The sequence below is a fragment of the Ruegeria sp. AF2 genome, from assembly GCF_056542025.1.
On sequence record NZ_JBQFZC010000001.1, the window covers coordinates 1034175 to 1059883 of the forward strand.

Sequence of the window (25709 nt, forward strand, 5' to 3'; positions counted from 1 at the left end):
TCCGGCCTTTTCGATTCGTCAGCGTTTGTTGACCCTTGAACCCCAGTAAAGAGCAGTGCTAATCAATGCCCAGCGGCGGGTATGATGTAATGGTAGCCTGTCAGCTTCCCAAGCTGAACGCGCGGGTTCGATTCCCGCTACCCGCTCCAATCATTCTGCGCGTCGGGCCTGATAGAGGTTGATCATCGCCGGGATGAGGATCTCCGAACCAGACTGATACTGTCGGAACTCTTTTGCGACCGCTTCTTGAATAGCGTCAGTATCAGCCTCACTCCCTTCGAAATGAGCAACAACACGGCCCGCAGGACCAACACGTGTCACCAGCCTCGCCGTGCCTTCAACGCCGCCAAAACCCGTCAGGTTCACTGTGATCGCGTCGCCGGCTATTTCAGACAGCCCCGCTTGGGTCATCAGACCTTTGACATGGTCGATGTCGTGGAACGCCAGCGGCCCGGGCGCATAGCGGTCTACGCGGGGCGGTTGACCCATTCGCCGAACGGCGGCGACATGGGGTATCTTGAACCACGGGTTGACGTCCAATGGCCCCCAGGAAGCGAACGTCATTTGCCCACCGGGTTTCAGTGCCGAGGCGATGTTTCGGAATGCTGCGATCGAGTCGCTAAAGAACATGACACCAAACCGGGAGATTGCGGCATCCATTTGTCCGGGTTCAAACGCGTAGGTTTGCGCATCCGCGTGCTGAAAAGTGATAGTCTGTATCCCGTTGCTTTCAGCACGTTTGGCTGCGCGGTCCAGAAACGGCTGCGATATATCGGCCGCCAATACGTGTCCTTCGGCCCCAACCGCACGCGCCGCTGCGATTGCACTGACGCCTGTGCCGCATCCGATATCCAGCACTTGCATACCCGCCGACAGGGCGGCCCGGTCCAGAACGAGATCAAGAACGGGCGCGAAGGCGTGGTCAAGCTGATCCTCATAGGTCAGCCATTTGGTGCCTTGTTCCGAGTTTCCCCAGAATTCCGCCTGTTCCTCGTTCACTGATGTCATATTCGCCTCCTGTGGATGGGGCGACTATGACCTCCGGCGGCGTCGACGGCCAGATTTTTCCTCATCCCCGCCGCCGGTATTGAAGGACGGAGCGGGCAGGGTGACGACCTGCGCCAATTCAGGGAACGGATCGGTTTTGTGCGGGATCGCATTGGCGGCGACGAAATGGTCCTGAAACTTGGGCTCGATTGCCGTTTCGACCTTGGTGATCTCGCGCACCACGCGTTCGATCTCGGCCCGCGATCCGATGTTACACAGCGCGATCCGGGCACCGGTTCCAGCGGCATTACCCGCGCTGGAGACCTTCTCCAGCGGTGCATCAGGGATCATACCCAGCACCATCGCGTGTTTGGTCGAAATATGCGCGCCGAAGGCACCGGCAAGTACCACGCGATCCACACGGTCAACCTCCATCTCATCCATTAGGAGACGCGCTCCGGCGTAGAGCGCGGATTTAGCCAACTGGATGGCACGGATATCACCCTGAGTTACCGTGATACGCGGACCGCCCTCGGCGCTGGCGTCGTGGATCAGATAGGAGTTGGTGCGGCCTTCGGGAACGCAACGCGGTGTGCCCGTCTGCGCGGCCGAGCCGATCAGCCCGCTTTCGTCCAGAAGACCTGCAATGCGCATCTCGGCCACGGCCTCGATAATGCCTGAGCCGCAGATACCGGTGATGCCCGTGGTGGCAATGTCCTGATCAAAGCCTTCGTCATTCGACCATTTTTCGGACCCAATCACGCGGAAACGCGGTTCTTTGGTGACAGGATCGATTTCGATTCTTTCAATCGCACCGGGCGCGGCTCTCTGGCCCGAGCTAATCTGGGCACCCTCAAATGCGGGGCCGGTGGGTGACGAACAGGCCAGAACGCGGTGGGTGTTGCCCAGCAAGATTTCCGCATTGGTACCCACATCCACGATCAGTACCAGATCGTCGGACTTGCCGGGTTCCTCGGATAGGGCAACGGCAGCGCAGTCCGCACCCACATGGCCCGCAATACACGGCAGGATGTAGACCTGCGCGCGTGGATTCATCGTGGTCAGGTCCATCTCATGCGCAGGCAGGGACATGCTTTCGGACGTCGCGAGCGCAAATGGCGCCTGACCCAGTTCGACTGGGTCCAGACCCAGCAAAAGATGGTGCATGACCGGATTGCAGACGAACACCGTTTCGACGATCAAAGCGGCATCGATCCCGGCCTCATCAGCGATTGAAGTGGTCAGATCGTTGATCGCTTCGCGCACGGCCCGGGTCATTTCCTTGTCGCCACCGGGATTCATCATGGCGTAAGACACGCGGCTCATCAGGTCTTCGCCGAAACGAATTTGCGGGTTCATCAGGCCGGAAGAAGCCTTGACTTCACCTGTTTCCAGATCGGTCAGGTGCGCAGCGATGGTGGTCGAGCCGAGGTCGATAGCCAGACCGTAAAGCCCATGTTCGTGCAGGCCGGGCCAAATTTCGACGATACGGGCCACGTTGTCCTTGTGGCCTTTGTGGACGGCGACCGTGACCTCCCATTTCCCTTTGCGCAGCACTGGCTGCAGCTTGGACATCAGCGACAGATCAGCGGTAATCGCATCGATCTTCCATTGTTCGCGCAAGGCGCGTTCTAACCGTTCCAGATCGCCTGTGGGCGAGTGCATGTCGGGTTGTTCCACCACCACGAAATACAGGCGTGTTGCAGGGTCCATGGTGATGGCGCGGGCGGCGGCGGCCTTGCGGACCACCTGACGGTGAACCTGGCTTTCAGGAGGCACGTCGATCACCACGTCACCCTGAACCGAGGCCTGACAGCCCAAACGGCGCCCGGGTTTCAAGCCTCGCTTGTCGTCATATCGCTGTTCAACCGCGTTCCATTCGCTCAGCGCGTCCTCCGAGACGGTCACGCCATGCTTGGGAAACTCGCCATAGCTGGGGGTGATCTGACATTTCGAACAAATACCGCGTCCACCGCAGACTGAATCAAGATCGACACCCAACTGGCGCGCTGCCGTCAGGATTGGCGTGCCAACGGGAAAGTGTCCGCGTTTGCCGGACGGGGTAAAAACGACAAGAGGATCGGTGGTCATGAATGGCCTGCCTTTGTATTCGCGCGTATGCCGGCGAACATATGGGTTTGAACGCAAAGGGAAAGGGCATTCAGCGGCACGTTTTGCATTGCTTGCGTCGTTTTCGGGCGTGGTAGAAGCCCGCAGCGGAAAACAACTTGGGTTCGGGGCTTTCCCTCGGGTGAAATCCATGCAATAGGGTCACCGTCAAACGGGCTTTTGCATGGGGTTATCAAATGCAGATTCGTGAGGCACTCACCTTCGACGACGTTCTTCTAGTTCCGGGCGCATCTTCTGTGCTGCCGGCAACCGCTGATACCACCACGCGCGTGACGCGTGAGATTACGATGAACATCCCGCTGCTAAGCTCGGCGATGGACACGGTGACCGAGGCGCGTATGGCTATCGCCATGGCGCAGGCTGGAGGCATCGGCGTGGTGCACAAAAACCTCTCGGTCGAGGAACAGGCCCGCGAAGTGCGTCGGGTTAAGCGGTTCGAATCCGGTATCGTCTATAACCCGGTCACGCTGCGCGCGGATCAAACATTGGCAGATGCTCAGGCTTTGGTAGAGCGCTACAACTTCACCGGCTTCCCGGTCGTTGAAGAAAGCGGTCGTGTCGTCGGCATTGTCACCAACCGAGATATGCGCTTTGCGACCTCGGATGACACGCCGATCAAAGCGATGATGACCTCTGACAATCTGGCGATGCTGCAAGAGCCCGCCGATCTGGAAGAGGCCAAAAGCCTTATGCGTGCGCGTCGGATCGAAAAGTTGCTGGTCGTCGATGGCGAGGGCAAGCTGACAGGCTTACTGACGCTGAAAGATACCGAACAGGCCGTGCTGAACCCTACGGCCTGTAAAGACCGGTTGGGCCGTCTGCGTGTGGCTGCTGCAACCTCGGTCGGAGACGCGGGGTTCGAGCGGTCAGAGCAGTTGGTCGATTCCGGGGTCGATATCATTGTTGTGGATACTGCACATGGTCATTCGCAAGGGGTTCTGGACGCGGTGAAACGTGCCAAGACGCTGTCGAACGAGGTTCAGATCATCGCCGGTAACGTCGCCACTGCCGAAGCCACCAAAGCTCTGATCGATGCAGGTGCAGACGCGATCAAAGTGGGCATCGGGCCCGGCTCGATCTGTACCACACGGATGGTCGCGGGTGTTGGCGTCCCTCAGTTGACGGCCATCATGGATTGTGCCGCTGCGGCGGGGGAAGTTCCGGTCATTGCTGATGGTGGCATCAAATTCTCGGGCGATTTCGCCAAGGCGATTGCGGCAGGGGCATCTTGCGCCATGGTGGGTTCGATGATTGCGGGCACGGATGAAAGCCCGGGCGAGGTGATCCTCTATCAAGGCCGCTCGTTCAAATCGTATCGCGGCATGGGAAGTCTGGGTGCGATGGCGCGCGGCTCGGCGGATCGCTATTTCCAGAAGGACGCCGCGAATGACAAGCTGGTGCCCGAAGGGATCGAAGGCCAGGTGCCGTACAAAGGGTCCGCAAGCGCTGTTGTGCACCAACTGGTTGGAGGTTTGCGCGCGGCGATGGGCTATACCGGTTGTGCCACCGTCGATGAGATGCGCCAGAACTGCAACTTTGTCAAAATCACTGGCGCAGGTTTGAAGGAAAGCCATGTGCATGACGTTCAGATCACACGGGAAAGCCCCAATTATCGCGTGATGTAAGTTTGTGAGACCCTTCAGGGGGTCTCTCAAAATTGATCGTGTAGACGAACGGAAAACGCGATGACACCTGCTGCTCGGGTTCAGGCCTCGATCGAGATCCTCGATGACATTCTTGCCGGTGCACCGGTCGAGAAGGCGTTGACCGGCTGGGCTCGACGCAGTCGGTTCGCGGGATCTAAGGATCGCGCTGCGATCCGGGATCATGTGTTTGATGCATTGCGGTGCAAACGATCCTTCTCGGCGCTCGGTGGGTCCGAGACGGGGCGCGGCCTGATGATCGGTGCCGCCCGATCCTTGGGCTCAGACTTAACTTCAGTATTTTCGGGCGAGCGATATGCACCTGCAGAGGTAACCGAGGCTGACCAAGCCAGGTCATTTCAGAGCGACGCAGAACGTCTGGATATCCCCGAATGGTTGTGGCCTCAATTTCAGGCTGCGTTGAAGGACGAAGCTGAACTTGCCGCAGCCGCGCTACAATCGCGCGCTCCGATTCATCTGAGGGTCAACCTGCTGAAAACTGACCTGCCTACAGCCATTCAACGACTGGCTGCCGAGGAGATCACGGCGCATCCACATCCGGCCTGCGATACTGCATTGGAAGTTACCGAGGGCGCACGCAAGATATCTCAGAGCGGTCCGTATACAGATGGGCTGGTTGAGTTGCAGGATGCCGCGAGCCAAGCGGTAGTTGCCGCGCTTGATTTGCAGCCAGGCATGCGTGTCCTTGACTATTGTGCGGGTGGCGGAGGCAAGTCCCTTGCTTTAGCGGCTACGTATATGGGTGTTCAGGTCTTTGCCCATGATGCCAATCCCAACCGTATGCGCGACTTGCCAGCGCGCGCGGCAAGGGCGGGCGCGGATGTCACGATCCTGACCACAGGCCAAATCACCGGTCAGGCCCCGTTCGATGTGGTTTTGACAGATGTCCCATGTTCCGGCAGCGGATCGTGGCGTCGCGCGCCGGCAGGGAAATGGGCGCTAACGCCCGAGCGTTTGGAGGAACTAGCGCAGATTCAGGCCACCATTCTACGAGATGTTTCACCTCTCGTTGCGCCCAAAGGCGTGCTTGCCTATGCGACCTGCTCGATGCTGGCGATTGAAAACGACGACATTATTGATGGATTCTTGGCCAGCAATCCCGAATGGCAGAGCGGATACCGCAAAACGTGGCTGGTTTCACACGGGACCGATGGATTTTTTACAGCACACTTGACGCGAATATAAACTTTAAAACACAACCTTAAGAAGTTTATGTCACTGATCATTAAGCAGCAATTAACCATTGCAGGCAGATATTGATCAGAAATTGTAATAATCCGGGCTGTTTATGTCTATTCAATCTGAATTTACCCCCTCTCGATCAAGTGGATGGGGCATTGATCGTGGGCGCTATGCCTCACTGGCATTGATCGCCATTTTATTGAGCGTACTTTCCTTCTTTGACGTCTTGCCGCCACGGTTAAGTGCCGGGGTCGCAGCCGTTGGCTTGTCCTTCCTGGTAGTAGTGGTCTTTGCATTGGCGCGTGCTTGGATATTGAATCAGATCGAAGCGCAAACATACGCTGCGATGACGGGTTTTCTAGAGCAAGAAACCGATGCCTGTGTCATTTCGGATGCGACGGGCGAGGTGCTAGTTGCAAACGCTCAGGCCAATGCGCGTCTTATTCGGAACGCGGGTACGCGACTAGATGAGTCTCTGCGTACCGTATTTGCAAACCCGTCGGCGGTGCTGTTGCGTTTGCAGTCTCGTGCCCTGAAACGGGGCTTTTGGGAAGAAGATGTTGTCACGCGCGGACAAACAATACCGGTATCTGTTTCAAAGCTGGGTGAAAATCGGTTTTGCTGGCGTTTTAGGATAGATGCACCCCAGATCTGGCGCAGCGTGCAGCGGCCGGTTCTGACGGTCGGACGAAATGACGTGGTGCTGGATGCCAATGATGCGGCTATCGAGCTTTTTGGTCAGATTCCCACATGCCTCAAGCCGATGGTTCAGGCTGGCGGTGCAGTTGATGGTAGCATCATACAGATTAAAACCGGGGAAACCGAAGCATCATTCACTGTCACAACGCTAAGGCACAGCGGTATTGTGCGTGAGTTGCTTTTAACGCCGCTGCAGCACGCCGAAGGACCGCAGCACACGACATCATTTGCAGATTTGCCAGTTGCGATCATGTGCATGTCTCCCGATGGAGATGTTAGCGAAGCAAACCACCTCGCGGTTGAATTGGTCGGTGAGATCCAACCGGGGCGGACGAATATCGAAAGCATGATGCAGGGGCTCGGCTATCCGATCAGGGACTGGCTGGCGAGTGCTGCCGAACAAGGCGCAGCACCGCGGTCTGAATTCCTGCGTTTGGTGCGCAAGGACAAAGAGGTATTTGTGCAAGTTACGCTGTCACGGATTCTCAGGGATGGTCAGGTCTGTCTTATTGCGGTTCTGAACGATGCCACCGAACTGAAAACGATGGAGGCGCAGTTTGTTCAAGGCCAGAAGATGCAAGCCGTTGGGCAATTGGCGGGCGGGGTGGCACATGATTTCAATAACTTGCTGACGGCGATTTCGGGGCATTGTGATCTGTTGCTGTTGCGCCATGACCAAGATGACCCGAATTACGGCGATCTTGTACAGATCAATCAGAACGCCAACCGTGCTGCAGCGTTGGTCAGCCAGCTTCTGGCCTTTTCGCGCAAACAAACGCTCCGGCCCGAAGTGCTGGATCTGCGAGATACGATTTCAGACCTTATCCATTTGCTAAACCGTCTTGTGGGCGAGAAGGTCCGCCTGACGCTCAGTCATGATCCGGTGCTCAAATCCGTCTGCGCGGACAAGCGCCAGTTAGAGCAGGTTTTGATGAACCTGGTCGTCAATGCGCGTGATGCGATGCCCGAGGGTGGGGAGATTCGGATCGAGACCGAAGTAGTGACGTTGGATCAATCGATCACGCGCGATCGGGCTACGGTACAGCCGGGGGAATATGTTACGGTCAAAGTCATCGATAGCGGCATCGGGATTCCTGCAGACAAACTGCAAAAGGTGTTTGAGCCATTTTATACGACCAAACGCACAGGCGAGGGGACGGGGCTGGGGCTATCGACTGTTTACGGGATCGTAAAACAGACTGGTGGTTTCATATTTGTCGACAGTGTGCAGGACCGGGGAACGGAATTCACTGTGCTCTTGCCTGTGAGTTCCCGGGTCCAAGAATCGGAGCCTGAGGCCCCCGATACGTCAGAGGTGCAAAGTTCCCGATTGGGTGAAGGCGTGGTTTTGTTGGTCGAAGACGAAGCCCCGGTGCGCGCCTTCGCGACGCGGGCGCTTCGCTTGAAAGGCTACACTGTGCTTGAAGCTGAATCAGCCGAAGATGCGCTGCAATTGTTGGACGACCCCAATTTGCTGGTGGATGTTTTTGTCACCGATGTGGTCATGCCCGGAATGGACGGCCCGACTTGGGTGCGCGAGGCCATGAAAACACGTCCTGACGTTCGGGTGGTCTTCATGTCAGGCTATACTGAGGGGGCGTTCGGCGAATCTGGTCCTCAGATCGAAAATTCCACCTTCCTGCCCAAGCCGTTTTCGTTGACCCAACTGACCGAAGCGGTGTTTCAGCAAATGAACTGAAAACGCTATTCGGCAGCACGATACAATGCGTATTCTGCGGCGTTCAATGATTGGAACCGGAGTTCAGTTTGTTTTGAGAAGTCCATCGGGCAAGCGGGCGAGACGTTCTCTCGTGGTAGATCGATTTTACATTCCAGCCGATTCTGAAGGAAATCCAGTATCTTTTGCTGGCTGTCATATTTGAAGATATGCGCAACACCTTTACCGTTACTGCGGGGTTGCAAAAAATCGGTTTGGCATCCCACATCTGCGTAGGCCGGGCGGGGGTTTTGCATATAGGCGTCAAGGAATGCCTCGAAGCTTAAACCTTTTGTGGAATGCGGATGACCTGCCAATTCGGCGCGCGTTCGATATCGATACCAACTTCCCAACCAATCGACAGGTTCGCGCACAATGGCCATGACGTCCATTTCTGCATCAAACATCTTGCGAAACATGGTCTGGAAGAAGCGATCATAGCGACGCATGTTCGCATGTTTCAGGTCTGTTGGTCCGGACACGACGATATCGGCCCGATCGCGCAAAGCTGATTGATACGCGGTGGAGCCGGTCTTTGGAACAGACAGAAGCGCAAGCCGCTTTTCATAGAAAACAAGCATTTATCTTTTCTCTTCAATGCCTTTCATGTCTCAGATTGTCGTAAACGACTCTTTAACACAATTGCTGAAGAGTAGTTTTCATAAGTTTTAGTTGAAATGTTCTCTTTTTGGTCCCATAAGGAACAAGAGGCGAACAAAGCAGCGATTGCCGCCCGATCAAGGGTGTGACAAAAGAGAAGGCGACAGGACAATGGCGGATCTTCTGACGATGAGCGACAAGAAAAACGCAGACAAGCAAAAGGCGCTCGACAGCGCATTGGCCCAGATCGAACGGCAGTTCGGCAAAGGCTCGATCATGAAGTTGGGCGAAGATTCCAAGCAGGATATCGATGCGAGCTCGACCGGTTCGCTGGGCTTGGATATCGCTCTGGGGATCGGCGGCCTGCCGATGGGGCGGATCGTCGAGATTTATGGCCCGGAAAGCTCGGGTAAGACCACGCTGACGCTGCACTGCATCGCTGAACAGCAAAAACGCGGCGGAGTCTGCGCGTTCGTCGACGCAGAACATGCGCTGGACCCTCAATATGCGCGCAAGCTGGGTGTGGATCTGGATGAATTGCTGATCTCTCAGCCCGACACTGGCGAGCAGGCACTTGAGATCACCGACACCTTGGTGCGGTCGGGAGCCGTGAACATGGTCGTGGTCGACTCGGTTGCGGCGCTGACGCCGAAATCCGAGTTGGAAGGCGACATGGGTGACAGCAGCGTGGGTGTTCAGGCCCGGCTGATGAGCCAGGCGATGCGCAAGCTGACCGGCTCGATCAATCGCTCGAACTGCATGGTGATCTTCATAAACCAGATCAGGATGAAGATCGGTGTGATGTTTGGCAGCCCGGAAACCACTACCGGTGGTAATGCGTTGAAATTCTACAGCTCGGTCCGTCTGGATATTCGCCGTATCGGTGCGATCAAGGATCGGGACGAAGTTGTGGGCAACCAGACCCGCGTCAAGGTCGTCAAGAACAAGGTGGCACCGCCGTTCAAGCAGGTGGAATTCGACATCATGTATGGCGAAGGCATCAGCAAAATGGGTGAGCTTCTGGATCTGGGCGTCAAGGCCGGTGTGGTCGAAAAGTCGGGTTCGTGGTTTAGCTACGGTGATGAGCGGATCGGGCAGGGGCGTGAGAATGCCAAGCAATATCTGCGTGACAATTCCCGTGCGGCGCTCGAGATCGAAGACAAAATACGTGCCGCGCATGGGTTAGATTTTGAAATGCCACCCGAAGCGGAAGAGGATGACATCCTCGAAGCTTAAAGCGTGCCTGAGGGGGAACCGAAGAAATCCCCCGGCACCCCGGTAGTGCTAAAATATCTGGAACAGGGTGGCCCCTCGGGGCCGCCTTGTTTCGTTTCGGATGGGCCAATGCTGTGGACACTCTCGGGGGGTGGGGCTAAACCTTTGCTGACCATAACGACTGCGCGCCGAGAGAGCCTTATGCCAACGCTGAACGACATTCGATCTACCTTCCTGAACTACTTTGCCAAGCAGGGGCACGAAGTGGTTGCGTCCAGCCCGCTGGTTCCGCGCAATGATCCGACACTGATGTTCGTCAACTCGGGTATGGTTCAGTTCAAGAATCTGTTTACTGGCGTCGAAACCCGCGACTACAGCCGTGCTACCACTGCACAGAAATGCGTGCGTGCAGGCGGCAAACACAACGATCTGGACAATGTGGGCTATACCGCTCGCCACCATACGTTCTTTGAAATGCTGGGGAATTTCTCATTCGGGGATTACTTTAAGCATGAGGCGATACCGTTCGCTTGGGAACTGATCACCAAAGAGTTTGGTATCGATAAGAACCGTCTGTTGGCCACTGTCTATCACACCGATGATGAGGCATTTGAAATCTGGAAAAAGGTTGGTGTCCCTGAAGACCGGATCATCCGCATCGCTACCAATGACAATTTCTGGCAAATGGGCCCTACCGGCCCCTGCGGCCCGTGCACCGAGATTTTCTATGACCACGGTGATCACATCTGGGGTGGGCCTCCGGGTTCGGCTGAGGAAGATGGTGATCGGTTCATCGAAATCTGGAACATCGTTTTCATGCAGAACGAACAGTTCGAAGACGGCTCGATGGTCGAACTCGACATGCAGTCGATCGACACCGGCATGGGATTGGAACGCATTGGAGCGTTGCTGCAAGGCAGCCACGACAATTATGACACCGATCTGTTCAAAACGCTGATCGAAGCCTCCGCGGATGCGACCGGTGTTGATCCTTATGGGGATCAAAACGTGCATCATCGCGTGATTGCGGACCACTTGCGTTCAACTTCGTTCCTGATCGCGGATGGTGTGATGCCGTCAAATGATGGGCGAGGGTATGTTCTGCGCCGTATCATGCGCCGCGCGATGCGCCATGCGCATCTGTTGGGGGCCAAAGATCCGGTGATGCACCGCCTGGTACCCACGCTGGTGCAATTGATGGGTGCGCAATATTCAGAGCTTGGTCAGGCGCAGCCACTGATCGAAGAGACACTGCTGCTTGAGGAAACTCGGTTCAAGCAAACTTTGGATCGCGGTTTGAAGCTGTTGGATGAGGAAGTCTCGGGCCTACCTGAAGGCGATCCACTACCCGGAGACGCGGCGTTCAAACTGTATGATACCTATGGTTTCCCGCTTGATCTGACGCAGGATGCGCTGCGCGAGAAAGGTCGAACCGTCGACACCGATGGATTTGACGTGGCCATGGCCGAACAAAAAGCCAAGGCTCGCGCGGCGTGGGCCGGGTCTGGCGAATCTGCCGATCAGGTGGTTTGGTTCGATGTGCTGGATGCGGCCGGTGCGACCGATTTCCTTGGCTACGATACTGAAAAGGCCGAAGGGCAGGTCGCTGCGTTGGTGGTCGATGGTGCATTGGTCGACAAGATCGAGAAGGGTGGTACCGGCTGGGTCGTAGTCAACCAGACACCGTTCTATGGCGAGGCCGGTGGCCAGGTCGGCGACACCGGTGAAATTCGCAGGCTGGATGAGCGCGACGATATCGCCCGTGTTGAAGACACCAGAAAGTTTGCTGATGGCAAAGTCTATGCTCACAAGGTCACGATTGATCATGGGGCGATCTCAAAAGGTGACGCAGTTGAGCTGGAAGTCGATCACGCGCGCCGCACGGCCATTCGTGCCAACCACTCCGCGACGCACCTTCTGCATGAAGCTCTGCGCGAGACATTGGGTGACCACGTGGCGCAGCGCGGGTCGCTCAACGCATCAGATCGTTTGCGGTTCGATTTCAGCCATTCTAAGGCTCTGACACTGGAAGAAGTGCAGAAAGTTGAGCGAGAGGTGAACGCATTCATCCGGCAAAACTCAACCGTGGAAACCAGGATTATGACACCTGATGACGCCCGTGAACTGGGTGCTCAAGCTCTGTTCGGTGAGAAATACGGGGATGAGGTGCGCGTGGTTTCGATGGGCAAAGCACCCACCGGCAAAGGCCAGGATGGCGAAACATGGTCGATTGAACTGTGTGGCGGTACCCATGTGCGCCAGACCGGTGATATCGGAACCTTCGTCGTGCTGGGCGACAGTGCCAGCAGCGCGGGCGTGCGGCGGATCGAGGCTTTGACCGGTGATGACGCATTTAAGTATCTGTCGAAACAGGATCATCGCCTTTCCTCAATTGCGCTTGAGTTGAAAGCGCAGCCTGATGACGTTGTGGCGCGTGTTAAGACTCTGCTGGATGAGCGTAAGTCGCTGCAAAACGAAGTTGCGCAGTTGCGCCGTGATCTGGCGATGGCCGGAGGTGCGGGGCAGGGCAGTGGCGCTGAAGCGCGCGATGTAAACGGTGTGGCGTTCTTTGCGCAGTCGCTCTCGGGTGTTTCCGGAAAGGACCTGCCTGCATTGATTGATGAGCACAAAAGCCGTTTGGGTACGGGTGCAGTATTATTGATTGCTGATACCGGCGGCAAAGCGGCTGTCGCAGCGGGTGTCACTTCGGACCTGACAGACACGGTATCTGCGGTGGATCTGGTCCGCGCGGCGGTGACTGAACTTGGCGGCAAGGGCGGTGGTGGACGGCCTGACATGGCACAGGGTGGGGGCAAGGATGCCTCGAATGCAGAGGCTGCAATCAAGGCCGCTGAACAGGTTTTGGGAGGATAAGATGCCAGCACTTTGGATCGCACACGTTACTGTGACAGATGCCGATGCTTATGGAAAATACGCCGAGCTTGCAGGGCCGGCAATTGCGGCGCATGGGGGTGAATTCATCGCCCGCGCGGCACGTTACGTGCAGTTAGAGGGCAAAGAGCGACCACGCAATGTGGTCGCCCGCTTCCCAACCGTCGAGGCTGCGGTAGAGTGCTACAATTCTCCTGCATATCAGCAGGCATTGGATCATGCCCGTGGCGCCAGCGAACGAGAGCTGGTGGTCGTTGAAATTACCGACTGAGAATCAGGCTCAATCTACCTTCGCATGAAATTTTCAAATTCTGCCCGGCCCAGAGCCGTGCGACCTGCCATGCATTTTAGCGTGGGCGGCTCTTCACGATCGCTCTGAATTTATACACATTATTACAATGGGTTGTGCATACTTCCGGTTGGCTTTGAACATATTTCTCTGTCCGATTGTGGCACTTCGCGCCACTTTCTTGCGCGGAAATGGTCACGAAAAGTGACGAATTTCCGCCGTTTTTTCCGCTCAATCTCGGATTTGATTGCGTGATAACCACGGTTTGCGGATATGGTCCGGTGTACAGATGGGTTCTGATCCACGCAGTTTGCAGGGACTAATAGGACTCGAGGGACAGGCATGAAATTCTTTGGTACGACCTTAGACGCCCACTTAAAGAGCGCTGCCAAGCTTGGCGGGCTGTTTGGTTTGGCTATCCTGATTAACGGTTCGCTGTTGTTTGGGACTGAAGCATCGGCGAAAGATGCCGCGTTTATCCCGAGTATCGCTGCCTCGCCACCACCTTCCGGTGCGCGTCAGCTTTGCGGTAAATATTCCTGGGCATGTGCGCAAAAAGGTATCGGTTCCTTATCCACCAGCCAAGAATTGAAACTTGTCAAAGAGATCAACCGCCGCGTTAATCGATCCACGCGAGAGGTCACGGATCAGTCGCAATACAAAACCAGTGAACTTTGGGCGCTTCCAACGTCGCGCGGTGGTGACTGCGAAGATTTTGCGCTTCTAAAGAAAAGAGACTTGATCCAGGCCGGTTTCGACCCTCGTAAACTACTGCTCGCGACAGTGTTGGATACGCGCAGAAACTCTCATGCTGTTTTGGTCTATCGGTCAAGCGACGGCGATCTGGTTCTGGATAATTTGACCAATCAGATCAAGCCTTGGAAGGCGACGCGCTATCTGTTCCTGAGGATGCAAGATCCTAAGCAGCCCGCCAGATGGCTGGGAGTTTATGGAAAAAGCTGAGTTCTTCGACCTCAACTAGAGTGGGCGGGTGCATCTGCACGCCGCCCATCCGCTATTCTCGTCAGTGGCGCCATGGTCGCGCCCAACCCTGATCGAAGGAATTAATGACCGCGATCATCCTCTTTTTCGCGCTCAGCTCTACGTTCTTGGGATTTGGCTCTGTCTTTGACCCGTTTGGCTTCGGCTATTGACAGTTTTCCCAAACGCTCTTGCGACTGCCGGGCACTTTCCCGGTACATCTTGGCGTTAGCGGCATGTTGTTGTGCGTAGGCACGTTGCTCATTAGCCCAAGCTTGGCTTTCTTTGGCCCACCCAGCAAACAGCCGCGCTTGTTCCCTTGCCTGCTTCGCACCCTTTTTATCGCCAGCGTCACGTAGTTGCTTGGCTTTTTCAGAATAGTCTTTAGCCGTTTGCCGGTGCTGCTTGATTGTCTTTCTTTTATCTTTGACTCTTTCCCTGTATTCCCTTGCCTTTTCACGCTCTTCTTTCGCCTTTTTCCTGTTTTCCTTTGCCTTTTTTCTTTCTTCCTTGGCTTTTTCGTCGTCGCCGTTTGGCTTCTCAGGCGTATCGGGTGTGTCAGGCGTATCAGGTGTGTCAGGCGTATCGGGTGTGACCGGGGTATCAGGCCTATCGCGCTCGGTTCTTTCGTCTGAGGCACCGTCACCCGTGCGCTGCGGGTTAATGCCGATGCTCGCCGTAGGCAAGTCAGTCAAAACAGCTGCAAATCGCGGGCAATCAAGAATTGTACGCTCCAGGATCGACTCGAAGTCGGCGCGTCGCTGGATATACCGGAGCATGCCCGAAGTAACCACGTCACACGCACAAAGAGTGTTCGAAGAAACAGACTGTTTGGCCGTGCTCACAGTGCACGTACCAGCCGCCTGAGCGGAATTTCCGAAGGTGAAGGGTAAGATTGCAGAAGCAAAAGCAATCGATAACAGTTTGGATCTAATGCGCATCGCACGCTCCTTAAGCACTCGTTAACTAAATTGCCGTATACTCAAACGGCGTCACACTTTGAACACAAAGTCCTCTTTCTATCGCCTATTTTCAAGCAAACTTTCTGTTGGATTTCTGTGATCCAGCTCACTCAAACACGATTAATCCATAAAAAACAAAAAGAAGACCTGCTGTTGCACCAGGTCTTCTTTTTCTGTGTTGTTTCTAGCCTGACGCAAAAATGTCACGAATGTGGCAATGTTTCCAAAACGTGAACAAGTTCACAGCATTGATCAGGCTGATTTTGACATCCGTTTACGCTCGTGCGGATCCAGATAACGTTTGCGAAGCCGGATCGCATTGGGTGTAACCTCGACCAGTTCATCGTCGTCGATATAGGCGATTGCCTCTTCAAGCGAGAACTGAATATGAGGGGTCAGCCTTACTGCGTCGTCCGAGCCGCTGGCACGCACGTTTGTCAGCTTCTTACCTTTCAGCGGATTCACTTCCAGATCGTTGTCTCGCGAATGCTCTCCGATCACCATGCCCTGATAGACATCAGTTTGCGGGCCAACGAACATGCGGCCACGCTCTTCCAAATTCCAAAGCGCATAGGCAACCGCCTGGCCGTTTTCCATCGAGATCAGAACACCTGCGCGTCGGCCGGGGATCTGTCCTTTATGGGCCGCCCAGCCGTGGAAGACACGGTTCAAGACACCAGTTCCACGTGTGTCGGTCAGGAACTCTCCGTGATAGCCGATCAGGCCACGAGACGGCACGTGGGCGATGATCCGGGTCTTGCCTGCCCCTGCAGGGCGCATTTCAGCCAGTTCACCTTTGCGCGCACCCGTGATTTTCTCGATCACCGCGCCAGAATATTCATCATCCACATCGATCGTGACTTCTTCGATAGGTTCAAGGCGCTGGCCGTCCTCCTCGCGGAACAAAACCTGTGGGCGAGAGATGCTAAGCTCGAATCCTTCGCGACGCATGTTTTCGATCAGAACACCCATCTGCAATTCGCCGCGACCAGCAACCTCGAAGGCTTCGCCGCCGGGCGTGTCGCTGATGCGGATGGCTACGTTCGATTCGGCTTCTTTCATCAGGCGATCACGAATGACCCGAGACTGAACCTTTTTGCCGTCACGACCGGCCAGCGGGGAATCGTTTATGCCGAAGGTCACTGTGATGGTTGGCGGATCGATAGGCTGGGCAGGTAGGGCCTCTTCGACTTGCGGTGATACAAGGGAATCTGCCACGGTGGCTTTGCTCATACCCGCAATCGTGACAATGTCGCCTGCTTCAGCGACGTCAATGGGTTGTTGAGCTAATCCACGGAATGCAAGGATTTTCGACGCGCGGAAGCTTTCAATCTGGGTGCCATCTCGGCTGAGTGCCTTGAGGCTGTCACCTGCTTTCAGAGTTCCACTTTCCACACGACCGGTCAGAATGCGACCGATGAATGGATCGCTGCCCAAAGTGGTGGCGAGCATCCTGAACGGTTCGTCCTTTTTCTCGATCTGCTTGGGGGCGGGGACGTGATCAACGATCAGATCGAACAGGGCGGTCAAGTCCTTGCGCGGACCGTCAAGCTCCATATCGGCCCAGCCGGACCGGCCCGAAGCATACATGGCCGGGAAGTCCAGCTGATCGTCATCGGCGCCCAAGTTGGCGAAAAGGTCGAAACATTCGTCCAGCGCGCGATCAGGCTCGGCATCGGGTTTGTCGACCTTGTTCAGCACGACAATCGGGCGCAGGCCCAAAGCCAACGCCTTTGAGGTCACGAATTTGGTTTGCGGCATCGGGCCTTCGGCGGCGTCGACCAGCAGTACAACGCCGTCGACCATGCTGAGAATACGTTCGACTTCCCCACCGAAATCAGCGTGGCCGGGGGTGTCGACGATGTTAATGCGGGTATCCTTCCACTCAACGCTGGTGGCTTTGGCCAGGATGGTAATGCCGCGTTCGCGTTCCAGGTCGTTGCTGTCCATGGCGCGTTCTGCCACGGCCTGGTTTTCCCGGAACGCGCCGGATTGTTTGAGCAGCTCATCCACCAGGGTCGTCTTGCCGTGGTCCACGTGAGCGATGATTGCGATGTTGCGCAGGTCCATGAGAGGTCAGCCTTTGAACGGGAAGTTGCCGCGCGCATAACGCGGCGCGACAAAATATACCAGCCCTAACCGGCGGTCAGTGGCCCGCTGTAGCTGAAAACAGGTGGATGATCAGAATGCCGCTCAAAATCATGCCCAAACCCAAGACTGCGGGCCAATCGAGTTTTTGGCCAAAAACCAGAAATCCAATCAGTGCGATCAGGGCAATACCAAGGCCCGACCAGATTGCATAGACAATGCCCACAGGCATGACCTTTAACGTGAGGGCCATAAGATAAAAGGCCGACCCATAGCCAACCACGACAAGAGCCGACGGCCAAAATCGCGTAAACTGATGGCTAGCCTGCAACGCAGTCGTGCCGATGGTTTCCGCGATAACAGCCAACATTAGGATTAGGTAGGTCTTTGGCACGAGCGATGCCTCTCTGAATTATCGCGAAAGGTTGAGCATACTTGCGATCATTTGGGCAAGGGGATTCAGTTGCAGATGATCAAAACCCTAACTTTACCAAAGGTCAGGTAAACCCGACTATTCGGGCCTTTGCATTCGTGCTAAACACTCGATTGTTTTTAGTGTGTTTTTAATGAGTTTGATAAGATGACGACTTTTGCAAAATCGGTCATTATCGCTTCGGTTTTGATTGTGGCGTTGGGGTGGCTTGCAGACGGGGGGTCCGTCGACATTGATGCAGCCCAGAGTGTTGAGCGGTTCACAGGTTTTCCGGTTTAGGCGCCCACCGAGCGATATCCTCGAAAAGGAGCTTTCGGGCTCCTTTTCTTTTCTTCAGACGCTAAGCAATCTTTACTGCTTTTCGATCGCTTTCAGCTTGGATCGATGTTCAGACAGTCTTTTCACCACGAATTGCCGTGCCTTACGTTCCGCCAGCCTAACCCGGATTTCGGTCAAGAACGCTTCTTCCAGAGATTGCGAGGCTGCACCGAGAACGTCTCCAACCTCCACAAAGAATCGATCCTCGCCCGTCTCGTCCATAACCTTCATCGTGTCCTCGGCCAATCTGGCGGCGAGGGTAGTGATGGTATCGGACATCAGCGCGTATTCTCTGTCAGGCGGCGTTTCACGTAATCCGTCACATCTGTCATCAGCGTGTCCATGTGGCGGTCTTGGAAGAAGTGATCGGCACCTTCCACCTCATTATGGGTGATGGTGATACCCTTTTGTTCATGCAGCTTTCCGACCAGAGACGCAGTGTCTGCAGGTGGCGCGACACGGTCCGCCAATCCGTTGATGATCAAGCCAGAAGACGGGCAGGGTGCCAGGAACGAAAAGTCGTACATGTTTGCGGGCGGCGATACACTGATGAAGCCAGTGATCTCGGGGCGGCGCATCAGAAGCTGCATTCCGATCCATGCACCGAACGAGAACCCAGCGACCCAGCAATGCTTGGAGTTGTTGTTCATCGACTGAAGGTAATCCAGCGCTGATGCTGCATCGCTCAGCTCACCTACACCCTGGTCATACTCGCCCTGGCTGCGACCAACGCCGCGAAAGTTAAAACGCAGAACCGTGAAGCCCATGTTGTAAAAGGCGTAATGCAGGTTATAGACCACCTTGTTGTTCATGGTCCCGCCAAATTGTGGATGCGGGTGAAGCACGATAGCGATCGGTGCGTCTTTTTCCTTTTGCGGGTGGTAGCGGCCTTCCAGGCGGCCTTCGGGTCCGGGAAAAATCACCTCGGGCATGTGTGCTTTGGTCCTGTTTTTTGACGCGTCGGCCCCGAGATTATCTTGACGGTAATCCTCAGGTACCTTAGAACGGTTCTAATTACATTGTGTCGCGTGAAAACGCTGTCAGTGGGAGATACGCACTGGCTCGGGCGACGTCAATGTTTTCGCGCAGTTCTTGCCTGAAGGAAACAAAATGAAGCTGTCGACCAAAGGCCGCTATGCGATGGTTGCGCTGGCGGATATCGCCCTTCAGTCCTCGGACAAACTTGTCACGTTGGGCGAGATTTCCGAACGTCAGGATATTTCACTACCGTATTTGGAGCAGCTTTTCGTGAAACTGCGCCGAGCTGATCTGGTCAGTTCAGTACGCGGACCGGGTGGGGGCTATCGCCTGGCGCGACCTGCCTCGGAAATCCGTGTGGTCGAGATACTGGCCGCGGTTGATGAGACGGTGGATGCGATGCACAAGGGGGCAGGTGCCTCGGGCGCGTCTTCGGGCAGCCGGGCGCAGTCACTGACCAATCGGTTGTGGGAAAGCCTGAGCGCGAATGTTTACGTATTCCTGCATCAAACGCGGCTGTCGGATGTAATTCGGAATGATCTTGCACCGTGTCCCGCTGTTCCTAGCTTGTTCGCAGTCGTGGACGATTGATCTGATGACGTTTTTCTGTGTTCCGTCAAAACCCATCTTGGAAAAGATACATCTATGAAACGGGTTTATCTCGACCATAACGCAACCGCCGCTCTGAGGCCCGAGGCCCGCGATGCAATGATCGCGGCGATGGATTTGGTGGGTAATCCGTCCTCGGTCCATGCCGAAGGGCGCGCCGCAAAAGCGGTGGTCGAGAAAGCGCGGGCTCAAATCGCAACAGCGTTTGGGGCAGATGGTGCCGACATCGTGTTTACTTCTGGTGCGACGGAGGCAGCGGCTTTGGCCATGGCGGGGCGCGATCTTCAAGGTGCAGCGATTGAACATGACGCGGTAAGAGCTTGGATTAATGAGGTTCTGCCTGTCTCCCAAGGCGGTTACGTTGACGTGCCGGACGCTTCCCGATCCACGCTGCAACTGGCCAATTCGGAAACTGGAATTGTTCAAACTTTGCCTGCCGGTCTTGCGGTCACCGACGCGACTCAGGCTTTTGGTAAGTTGCCGATAGCCTTCAACTGGCTGGGGGCTGAGATGGCGCTGATTTCAGCCCACAAACTTGGCGGGCCAAAAGGGATCGGGGCGTTGGTGATGAAACGCGGCACCAATCTTGCTGCGCAAATCAAGGGCGGCGGGCAGGAGATGGGGCGTCGTTCGGGTACAGAAAATGTCACTGGAATTGCGGGGTTCGGAGCAGCAGCTGAAGCCGCGTCCCGTGATTTAGCAAATGGCGTTTGGGAAAACGTTGCAGAACTTAGAAATATTCTAGAAAACGCTCTTGAGGCTGGTACGAAAGCTACTATTTTTGTCGGGAAAGACCAAAGGCGACTCCCCAACACTCTGTGCTTCGCCACACCGGGATGGAAGGGCGAGACACAGGTCATGCAGATGGATTTGTCAGGCTTCGCGATCAGTGCGGGCTCGGCCTGTTCCAGCGGCAAGGTTCGTGCACGCGCCGTACTGACGGCCATGGGATTTGATGAGATGACGGCCTCTAGCGCAATCCGCGTATCGCTGGGGCCAGAGACGGCAGAAGAAGATGTGCTGCGTTTCGCGGAAACGTGGCTTGAAAAAGAGAAAAAGCATCGCGCGCGGGCCGCGTGATCTGACGGAGGGTGAATTATGGCCGCTTTGGACCATACCCAGGTGAAAGAGGGTGTCGATCAGGAAACCGTAGACGCGGTTCGCGAGGTCAGCACTTATAAATACGGCTGGGAAACTGATATCGAGATGGAGTATGCGCCAAAAGGCGTGAATCCCGATATTGTACGTCTGATTTCGGACAAAAATGATGAGCCTGAGTGGATGACCGAATGGCGTCTGGCCGCGTTCGAGCGCTGGACCCAGATGGAAGAGCCTAAATGGGCGATGGTGCACTACCCGCCGATCGACTTTCAGGACCAGTATTATTATGCCCGTCCGAAATCGATGGAAGATAAACCCAAATCTCTGGATGAGGTCGATCCCAAGCTTCTGGCGACTTACGAAAAGCTGGGTATCCCTTTGAAAGAACAGATGATCCTGGCAGGTGTCGAGGGCGCTGAGAATGCACCGGCAGAAGGCCGTAAGGTTGCTGTTGATGCAGTATTTGACTCGGTTTCGGTCGGGACGACTTTTCAGGAAGAGTTGAAGAAAGCCGGTGTTATTTTCTGCTCGATTTCCGAGGCGATCAAAGAGCATCCGGAACTGGTCAAAAAATACTTAGGGACGGTCGTACCGGTCTCGGACAATTTCTATGCCACGCTCAACTCGGCTGTATTCTCGGATGGTTCATTCGTCTACGTCCCGCCGGGCGTGCGCTGCCCGATGGAACTGAGCACATATTTCCGCATCAATGCAGAAAATACCGGCCAGTTTGAGCGCACGCTGATCATCGCCGACAAGGGCTCTTACGTCTCGTATCTGGAAGGCTGCACCGCGCCCCAGCGCGACACCGCTCAGTTGCACGCGGCAGTTGTCGAGATCATCGTCGAAGAAGATGCCGAGGTGAAATACTCAACCGTTCAGAACTGGTTCCCCGGGGATGAGAATGGCAAAGGCGGTATCTACAACTTCGTGACCAAGCGCGCCGATTGTCGGGGTGATCGGTCCAAGGTGATGTGGACGCAGGTCGAAACCGGCTCGGCTGTGACCTGGAAATACCCGTCCTGCATCCTGCGTGGCGACGATAGCCAGGGTGAGTTCTACTCGATCGCAATCACGAACAACATGCAGCAAGCCGACACCGGCACCAAGATGGTGCATCTGGGCAAGAACACCAAGTCGCGGATCGTATCGAAAGGGATCAGCGCCGGTAAGGCGCAGAATACCTATCGTGGTCTGGTGTCGATGCATCCAAAGGCCAAGGACAGCCGAAACTACACCCAGTGCGACAGCCTGCTGATCGGCGACAAATGCGGGGCGCATACGGTTCCGTATATCGAGGTGAAGAACAACTCATCTCGGGTCGAGCACGAGGCGACTACCTCGAAGGTAGACGACGATCAGCTGTTCTATTGCCGTCAGCGTGGCATGGACGAGGAAGAAGCCGTGGCCTTGGTCGTCAACGGGTTTTGCAAGGACGTTCTGCAGGCGCTGCCGATGGAATTTGCGATGGAAGCGCAACAGCTTGTGGCAATCAGCCTTGAGGGATCAGTCGGCTGATGACACCAAAACCCCAACAGCGAATCCGAAAGGACGATGTCCTGACAGTGCTTGGCTATGCGTTGCCGGTGCTCGGCGGCCTGTTGGGGGTTGCTTACGTCAATACCAAGTACATGGACTTCATAAACCCGGTTTGGGCAGTGGGCGCAGGCGCGTTGCTTGGATGGATCATCGCCCGCGTGATCCGCAAGGTGCTGGGATAAGAACTTATCGGGGTCGCAATGCGCCCCTTGCGAGATGCTAAAGGACAGAAAATGCTGGAAATCAATAACCTGCACGTCAAACTTGAGGAAGAAGACAAGCAAATTCTGAAAGGGGTCGACCTGACGCTCGAGCCTGGCAAGGTGCATGCGATCATGGGGCCCAATGGCTCGGGCAAATCAACGCTCAGCTACGTGTTGTCTGGTCGTGATGGCTATGAGGTGACCGAGGGCGGCGCGACGCTTGATGGCGAGGATCTGCTTGAGATGGAACCGGAAGAACGTGCAGCCGCAGGTGTGTTTCTGGCGTTCCAGTACCCGGTCGAGATTCCCGGTGTGGGCAACATGACCTTCCTGCGCACCGCCGTGAATGCGCAGCGCAAAGCACGTGGCGAGGAAGAGCTGTCGGCGACGGATTTTCTGAAAGAGGTTCGTGCCAAGGCCAAGGCGCTGAAAATCGACGCTGAAATGTTGAAACGTCCGGTCAATGTTGGCTTTTCGGGTGGTGAGAAAAAGCGCAACGAAATCCTGCAAATGGCGATGCTTGAGCCGAAGATGTGCATCCTGGATGAGACAGACTCGGGCCTTGACGTGGACGCGATGAAACTGGTGGCCGAGGGCGTGAACGCGTTGCGTGATGAGGGGCGCGGGTTCCTTGTTATCACGCACTATCAGCGGCTTCTCGATCACATCAAACCTGACGTGGTTCACATCATGGCGGATGGTCGTATCGTGAAATCCGGTGGTCCCGAACTGGCGCTGGAAGTTGAAAACAACGGCTATGCCGACATACTGGCCGAGGTGAACTGATGGCTTTGCCCCAAGCAAAACAGACAGCAACCGAGGAACGGCTGGCAGCGCTGACCATGCCGGATGCGGGATGCACACGCAAAGCGCGCGAAGCCGCAATTGCACGTGTACGCGCGATGGGTTTGCCCAGTCGTCGAGATGAATACTGGAAATATACCCGTCCAGACACTCTGGTCTCTGCGGAAGCTCCCAGTGCTGCATTGTTCAAAACGGATGAACCGGCTCTGTTCCACGCGCTCGACCGACTGAAGATCGTTTTCATTGATGGCGTATTCAGCCCGGAAGAGTCTGATGATCTGTCTCTGGAGGGTGTAACGATCGATCGGCTGGAAGATATCTGTTGCAAAGACATCCATTGGGCCAAAGAGTTATACGGCGTTCTTGAAGCAAAAGGCCAAGATCCAGTGGCGCGTCCCTTGGCGGCGCTGAACACGGCCTATGCGTCAGATGGAGTTGCCATTCATGTATCCGGCAAGCCGAGCAAACCGATTAACCTGATTTATCGCCATGAATCTGAAACGTCGGATGCGATCCTGCATCACGTCGTTCGGGTTGAAAGCGGTGCCGAAGTCACGATCCTTGAAAACGGACCCGCAGCTTCGCGCTTCAACAAATGTATGGAGATCGATATCGCCGACAATGGCACACTGCATCACATCCGTGCGCAGGGCCGGGATCACCAACGTCGTGCGGCGACTCAAATGTTCTCGCGGCTTGGTAAGGAATCCGTCTATAAGTCCTTCACGCTGACCGTGAACGGAGTTTTGACGCGAAACGAGCAAGTCGTCGAGCTGACCGGTGACGATGCGGTCGCACATGTGGCGGGTGCGTGCGTGGGCGATGGAGATTTTCACCACGACGATACGGTCTTTGTCACCCATGATGCGGTGAATTGCGAAAGCCGCCAAGTGTTTAAGAAAGTGTTGCGCAACGGTGCGACCGGTGTTTTTCAGGGCAAGATCCTTGTGAAGGAAGGTGCCCAGAAAACCGATGGTTACCAGATCAGCCAGTCGCTGCTTCTGGACGATGACAGTCAGTTCCTCGCCAAACCCGAGCTTGAGATTTACGCCGATGACGTGGCGTGTTCGCACGGTTCGACCTCGGGCGCCATTGATGAAACGGCTTTGTTCTACCTGCGCTCCCGTGGCGTCCCAACGGCAGAAGCAACCGACATGTTGACACTGGCCTTCCTGGCTGAAGCCGTTGATGAAATCGAGGACGAGGATCTGGCAGCTGATATCGTGTCCCGATTGCAAGATTGGCTGGCACGCCGACGCTGATGCCTGTCACAACTGATATCGTGGCCACGTATCGCGGACCGGGGCGTGTGGTGCGTCGGCTGCTTGATATGGGGCCGCGCGAAGATCGCGCATTGGCATTTGTGATGGCGTTCTGTGTAATAGGCTTTATCGCGCAATTGCCCGGCCTTGCACGGAGGGCTCATCTGGAAGGGATAGAGCTGAACATGCTGATGGGCGGGGCCCTGTTGGGCTCGGTCTTTATTCTGCCATTGTGCTTTTATCTTCTTGCTTGGCTCACCCATTTTATCGCGCGGATGATGGGGGGCGTTGGCACCAGCTATGGCGCGCGGCTAGCCTTGTTCTGGGCGCTTCTCGCGTCAGCGCCTTTGGTGTTGCTGAATGGGCTGGTGTCCGGTTTCATCGGCCCCGGGTCAGCGCAAACACTTGTGGGGCTGTTATGGGTTGCGGTTTTTCTCTGGTTCTGGTTGTCGGGCCTCAAGCAATCGCAAAAGGCTGCTAAATGAATTCCACCGCACTGCTCAACCTGGTCGTTCTGACCCTGTCCAATCCAGCCGAAGCCGCAAGACGATTGCTCGCGTTGCGGCTGGGTACGGATGTACTGTGGCTCGCCTTTTCTCTTGCGGTGATCCTGAACGCTCTGGTCCAGTCTGCGTCCAGCTTCGTCCTGCCGCTTATCAGTCCGGATGTTCAGCAACTGGCTGAGCCACTATCGAGGACGCTTTTTGTTTCCGTTGCGGCAATCATGATCAGCGTCGTGACGTTCCTATTAGTGGGCCGCGTCCTGGGTGGAACGGGAACGTTCAATGACTTCATGACGCTGATTGTCTGGTTGCAAATCCTGCAAATTGCGGGGCAAGCAATCATTCTAGCGCTGGTTGCAGCGCTGCCGTTTCTATTCTTACCGGCCAGTCTGGCGATGCTGGGTCTTAGCCTTTACATCACCCTGCATTTTCTCAACGAGGCGCATCGATTTAAGTCGTTGGGAAAGTCGTTTGTTGTGATCCTGATCTCTGGTCTTGTGGCCGTCCCGTTTGTTCTTTGGCTGATCCCCGCCGGGTCTGTATAGGGAAGTCC

23 protein-coding genes and 1 tRNA gene are annotated in these 25709 nt (G+C 55.7%); 16 read left to right on the forward strand and 8 right to left on the reverse strand.

Going from position 1 to position 25709, the window contains the following annotated elements:
• Positions 1 to 75: 75 nt before the first annotated feature.
• Positions 76 to 149, forward strand: a tRNA-Gly gene (locus tag ACR0NM_RS05085).
• A gap of 1 nt (position 150) precedes the next feature.
• Here the strand turns inward: ACR0NM_RS05085 and ACR0NM_RS05090 are convergent.
• The gene (locus ACR0NM_RS05090; protein ID WP_480613509.1) at positions 151 to 1008 is read right to left on the reverse strand and encodes a class I SAM-dependent methyltransferase; all 858 of its coding nucleotides are present in this window, start codon (positions 1006 to 1008) and stop codon (positions 151 to 153) included.
• Positions 1009 to 1032: 24 nt separating this feature from the next.
• On the reverse strand, positions 1033 to 3078 hold the full coding sequence (locus ACR0NM_RS05095; protein ID WP_170732258.1) for an ASKHA domain-containing protein: 2046 nt from the start codon (positions 3076 to 3078) through the stop codon (positions 1033 to 1035).
• Between the two features lie 215 nt (positions 3079 to 3293).
• On the opposite strand from ACR0NM_RS05095, the gene guaB reads away from it, so the two are divergent.
• From guaB to ACR0NM_RS05110, 3 genes are all read left to right on the forward strand, one after another.
• Entirely contained in the window at positions 3294 to 4742 is a 1449-nt protein-coding gene (guaB, locus tag ACR0NM_RS05100) for an IMP dehydrogenase (RefSeq protein WP_170646100.1), read from the forward strand.
• 60 nt (positions 4743 to 4802) lie between these two features.
• On the forward strand, positions 4803 to 5966 hold the full coding sequence (locus tag ACR0NM_RS05105) for an RsmB/NOP family class I SAM-dependent RNA methyltransferase (protein WP_480613511.1): 1164 nt from the start codon (positions 4803 to 4805) through the stop codon (positions 5964 to 5966).
• A 103-nt stretch (positions 5967 to 6069) separates the two neighbouring features.
• A complete protein-coding gene (locus ACR0NM_RS05110) occupies positions 6070 to 8361 on the forward strand; it encodes an ATP-binding protein (protein WP_480613513.1) in 2292 nt (763 codons plus the stop codon).
• Positions 8362 to 8366: 5 nt separating this feature from the next.
• Here ACR0NM_RS05110 and ACR0NM_RS05115 read toward each other — a convergent pair whose 3' ends face one another.
• Positions 8367 to 8828, reverse strand: coding sequence for a gamma-glutamyl kinase (locus ACR0NM_RS05115; RefSeq protein WP_480613515.1), 462 nt, complete (start codon positions 8826 to 8828; stop codon positions 8367 to 8369).
• A 322-nt stretch (positions 8829 to 9150) separates the two neighbouring features.
• Between ACR0NM_RS05115 and recA the strand changes: the two genes are divergently transcribed.
• From recA to ACR0NM_RS05135, 4 genes are all read left to right on the forward strand, one after another.
• Positions 9151 to 10215: a recombinase RecA gene (recA, locus tag ACR0NM_RS05120; protein ID WP_170393025.1), complete on the forward strand. Its 1065-nt coding sequence runs from the start codon at positions 9151 to 9153 to the stop codon at positions 10213 to 10215.
• Between the two features lie 180 nt (positions 10216 to 10395).
• Complete coding sequence (gene alaS / locus ACR0NM_RS05125) at positions 10396 to 13068, forward strand: alanine--tRNA ligase (RefSeq protein ID WP_480613926.1); 2673 nt, start codon at positions 10396 to 10398, stop codon at positions 13066 to 13068.
• Position 13069: 1 nt separating this feature from the next.
• Positions 13070 to 13357: a DUF1330 domain-containing protein gene (locus tag ACR0NM_RS05130; protein WP_170393026.1), complete on the forward strand. Its 288-nt coding sequence runs from the start codon at positions 13070 to 13072 to the stop codon at positions 13355 to 13357.
• A gap of 360 nt (positions 13358 to 13717) precedes the next feature.
• A complete protein-coding gene (locus ACR0NM_RS05135; protein WP_170562671.1) occupies positions 13718 to 14338 on the forward strand; it encodes a transglutaminase-like cysteine peptidase in 621 nt (206 codons plus the stop codon).
• A gap of 101 nt (positions 14339 to 14439) precedes the next feature.
• Here the strand turns inward: ACR0NM_RS05135 and ACR0NM_RS05140 are convergent, their stop codons facing one another.
• From ACR0NM_RS05140 to ACR0NM_RS05160, 5 genes are all read right to left on the reverse strand, one after another.
• Positions 14440 to 15297, reverse strand: a complete 858-nt coding sequence (locus tag ACR0NM_RS05140) for a hypothetical protein (RefSeq protein WP_170393028.1) — start codon at positions 15295 to 15297, stop codon at positions 14440 to 14442.
• Between the two features lie 273 nt (positions 15298 to 15570).
• Entirely contained in the window at positions 15571 to 17388 is a 1818-nt protein-coding gene (typA, locus tag ACR0NM_RS05145) for a translational GTPase TypA (protein WP_170595576.1), read from the reverse strand.
• A gap of 76 nt (positions 17389 to 17464) precedes the next feature.
• Positions 17465 to 17800 carry a DMT family transporter gene (locus ACR0NM_RS05150; protein WP_480453698.1) on the reverse strand — a complete coding sequence of 112 codons (336 nt, stop codon included), beginning with the start codon at positions 17798 to 17800 and terminating at the stop codon, positions 17465 to 17467.
• Positions 17801 to 18190: 390 nt separating this feature from the next.
• A complete protein-coding gene (locus ACR0NM_RS05155; protein ID WP_170393030.1) occupies positions 18191 to 18436 on the reverse strand; it encodes a hypothetical protein in 246 nt (81 codons plus the stop codon).
• The gene (locus tag ACR0NM_RS05160) at positions 18436 to 19089 is read right to left on the reverse strand and encodes an alpha/beta hydrolase (RefSeq protein WP_008758207.1); all 654 of its coding nucleotides are present in this window, start codon (positions 19087 to 19089) and stop codon (positions 18436 to 18438) included. Before ACR0NM_RS05160 ends, ACR0NM_RS05155 begins: the two co-directional genes overlap by 1 nt.
• Before the next feature lie 178 nt (positions 19090 to 19267).
• Here ACR0NM_RS05160 and iscR point away from each other — a divergent pair, with 178 nt between their 5' ends.
• The 8 genes from iscR to ACR0NM_RS05200 are packed head-to-tail and all read left to right on the forward strand — an operon-like array spanning position 19268 to position 25701.
• Positions 19268 to 19726 carry a Fe-S cluster assembly transcriptional regulator IscR gene (gene iscR, locus ACR0NM_RS05165; RefSeq protein ID WP_170393031.1) on the forward strand — a complete coding sequence of 153 codons (459 nt, stop codon included), beginning with the start codon at positions 19268 to 19270 and terminating at the stop codon, positions 19724 to 19726.
• A 54-nt stretch (positions 19727 to 19780) separates the two neighbouring features.
• Positions 19781 to 20824 (forward strand): cysteine desulfurase family protein, encoded by a 1044-nt coding sequence (locus tag ACR0NM_RS05170; protein ID WP_480613517.1) that lies wholly within the window; start codon positions 19781 to 19783, stop codon positions 20822 to 20824.
• A gap of 18 nt (positions 20825 to 20842) precedes the next feature.
• Positions 20843 to 22363 carry a Fe-S cluster assembly protein SufB gene (gene sufB / locus ACR0NM_RS05175; RefSeq protein ID WP_480613519.1) on the forward strand — a complete coding sequence of 507 codons (1521 nt, stop codon included), beginning with the start codon at positions 20843 to 20845 and terminating at the stop codon, positions 22361 to 22363.
• The gene (locus tag ACR0NM_RS05180; RefSeq protein WP_170405842.1) at positions 22363 to 22566 is read left to right on the forward strand and encodes a hypothetical protein; all 204 of its coding nucleotides are present in this window, start codon (positions 22363 to 22365) and stop codon (positions 22564 to 22566) included. Before sufB ends, ACR0NM_RS05180 begins: the two co-directional genes overlap by 1 nt.
• A 51-nt stretch (positions 22567 to 22617) precedes the next feature.
• Entirely contained in the window at positions 22618 to 23373 is a 756-nt protein-coding gene (gene sufC / locus ACR0NM_RS05185; RefSeq protein WP_480613521.1) for a Fe-S cluster assembly ATPase SufC, read from the forward strand.
• Complete coding sequence (gene sufD, locus ACR0NM_RS05190) at positions 23373 to 24653, forward strand: Fe-S cluster assembly protein SufD (RefSeq protein ID WP_480613523.1); 1281 nt, start codon at positions 23373 to 23375, stop codon at positions 24651 to 24653. The genes sufC and sufD overlap by 1 nt, the downstream gene beginning before the upstream one ends.
• Entirely contained in the window at positions 24653 to 25138 is a 486-nt protein-coding gene (locus ACR0NM_RS05195) for a YIP1 family protein (RefSeq protein ID WP_170393037.1), read from the forward strand. Before sufD ends, ACR0NM_RS05195 begins: the two co-directional genes overlap by 1 nt.
• The gene (locus tag ACR0NM_RS05200) at positions 25135 to 25701 is read left to right on the forward strand and encodes a Yip1 family protein (protein ID WP_170393038.1); all 567 of its coding nucleotides are present in this window, start codon (positions 25135 to 25137) and stop codon (positions 25699 to 25701) included. Before ACR0NM_RS05195 ends, ACR0NM_RS05200 begins: the two co-directional genes overlap by 4 nt.
• Positions 25702 to 25709: the final 8 nt, after the last annotated feature.

Coding starts and splice junctions, on each gene's coding strand:
- ACR0NM_RS05090 (WP_480613509.1), bottom strand. CDS start 1,008: ATGACATCAGTGAACGAGGAACAGGCGGAATTCTGGGGAAACTCGGAA.
- ACR0NM_RS05095 (WP_170732258.1), bottom strand. CDS start 3,078: ATGACCACCGATCCTCTTGTCGTTTTTACCCCGTCCGGCAAACGCGGA.
- guaB (WP_170646100.1), top strand. CDS start 3,294: ATGCAGATTCGTGAGGCACTCACCTTCGACGACGTTCTTCTAGTTCCG.
- ACR0NM_RS05105 (WP_480613511.1), top strand. CDS start 4,803: ATGACACCTGCTGCTCGGGTTCAGGCCTCGATCGAGATCCTCGATGAC.
- ACR0NM_RS05110 (WP_480613513.1), top strand. CDS start 6,070: ATGTCTATTCAATCTGAATTTACCCCCTCTCGATCAAGTGGATGGGGC.
- ACR0NM_RS05115 (WP_480613515.1), bottom strand. CDS start 8,828: ATGCGTCGCTATGATCGCTTCTTCCAGACCATGTTTCGCAAGATGTTT.
- recA (WP_170393025.1), top strand. CDS start 9,151: ATGGCGGATCTTCTGACGATGAGCGACAAGAAAAACGCAGACAAGCAA.
- alaS (WP_480613926.1), top strand. CDS start 10,396: ATGCCAACGCTGAACGACATTCGATCTACCTTCCTGAACTACTTTGCC.
- ACR0NM_RS05130 (WP_170393026.1), top strand. CDS start 13,070: ATGCCAGCACTTTGGATCGCACACGTTACTGTGACAGATGCCGATGCT.
- ACR0NM_RS05135 (WP_170562671.1), top strand. CDS start 13,718: ATGAAATTCTTTGGTACGACCTTAGACGCCCACTTAAAGAGCGCTGCC.
- ACR0NM_RS05140 (WP_170393028.1), bottom strand. CDS start 15,297: ATGCGCATTAGATCCAAACTGTTATCGATTGCTTTTGCTTCTGCAATC.
- typA (WP_170595576.1), bottom strand. CDS start 17,388: ATGGACCTGCGCAACATCGCAATCATCGCTCACGTGGACCACGGCAAG.
- ACR0NM_RS05155 (WP_170393030.1), bottom strand. CDS start 18,436: ATGTCCGATACCATCACTACCCTCGCCGCCAGATTGGCCGAGGACACG.
- ACR0NM_RS05160 (WP_008758207.1), bottom strand. CDS start 19,089: ATGCCCGAGGTGATTTTTCCCGGACCCGAAGGCCGCCTGGAAGGCCGC.
- iscR (WP_170393031.1), top strand. CDS start 19,268: ATGAAGCTGTCGACCAAAGGCCGCTATGCGATGGTTGCGCTGGCGGAT.
- ACR0NM_RS05170 (WP_480613517.1), top strand. CDS start 19,781: ATGAAACGGGTTTATCTCGACCATAACGCAACCGCCGCTCTGAGGCCC.
- sufB (WP_480613519.1), top strand. CDS start 20,843: ATGGCCGCTTTGGACCATACCCAGGTGAAAGAGGGTGTCGATCAGGAA.
- ACR0NM_RS05180 (WP_170405842.1), top strand. CDS start 22,363: ATGACACCAAAACCCCAACAGCGAATCCGAAAGGACGATGTCCTGACA.
- sufC (WP_480613521.1), top strand. CDS start 22,618: ATGCTGGAAATCAATAACCTGCACGTCAAACTTGAGGAAGAAGACAAG.
- sufD (WP_480613523.1), top strand. CDS start 23,373: ATGGCTTTGCCCCAAGCAAAACAGACAGCAACCGAGGAACGGCTGGCA.
- ACR0NM_RS05195 (WP_170393037.1), top strand. CDS start 24,653: ATGCCTGTCACAACTGATATCGTGGCCACGTATCGCGGACCGGGGCGT.
- ACR0NM_RS05200 (WP_170393038.1), top strand. CDS start 25,135: ATGAATTCCACCGCACTGCTCAACCTGGTCGTTCTGACCCTGTCCAAT.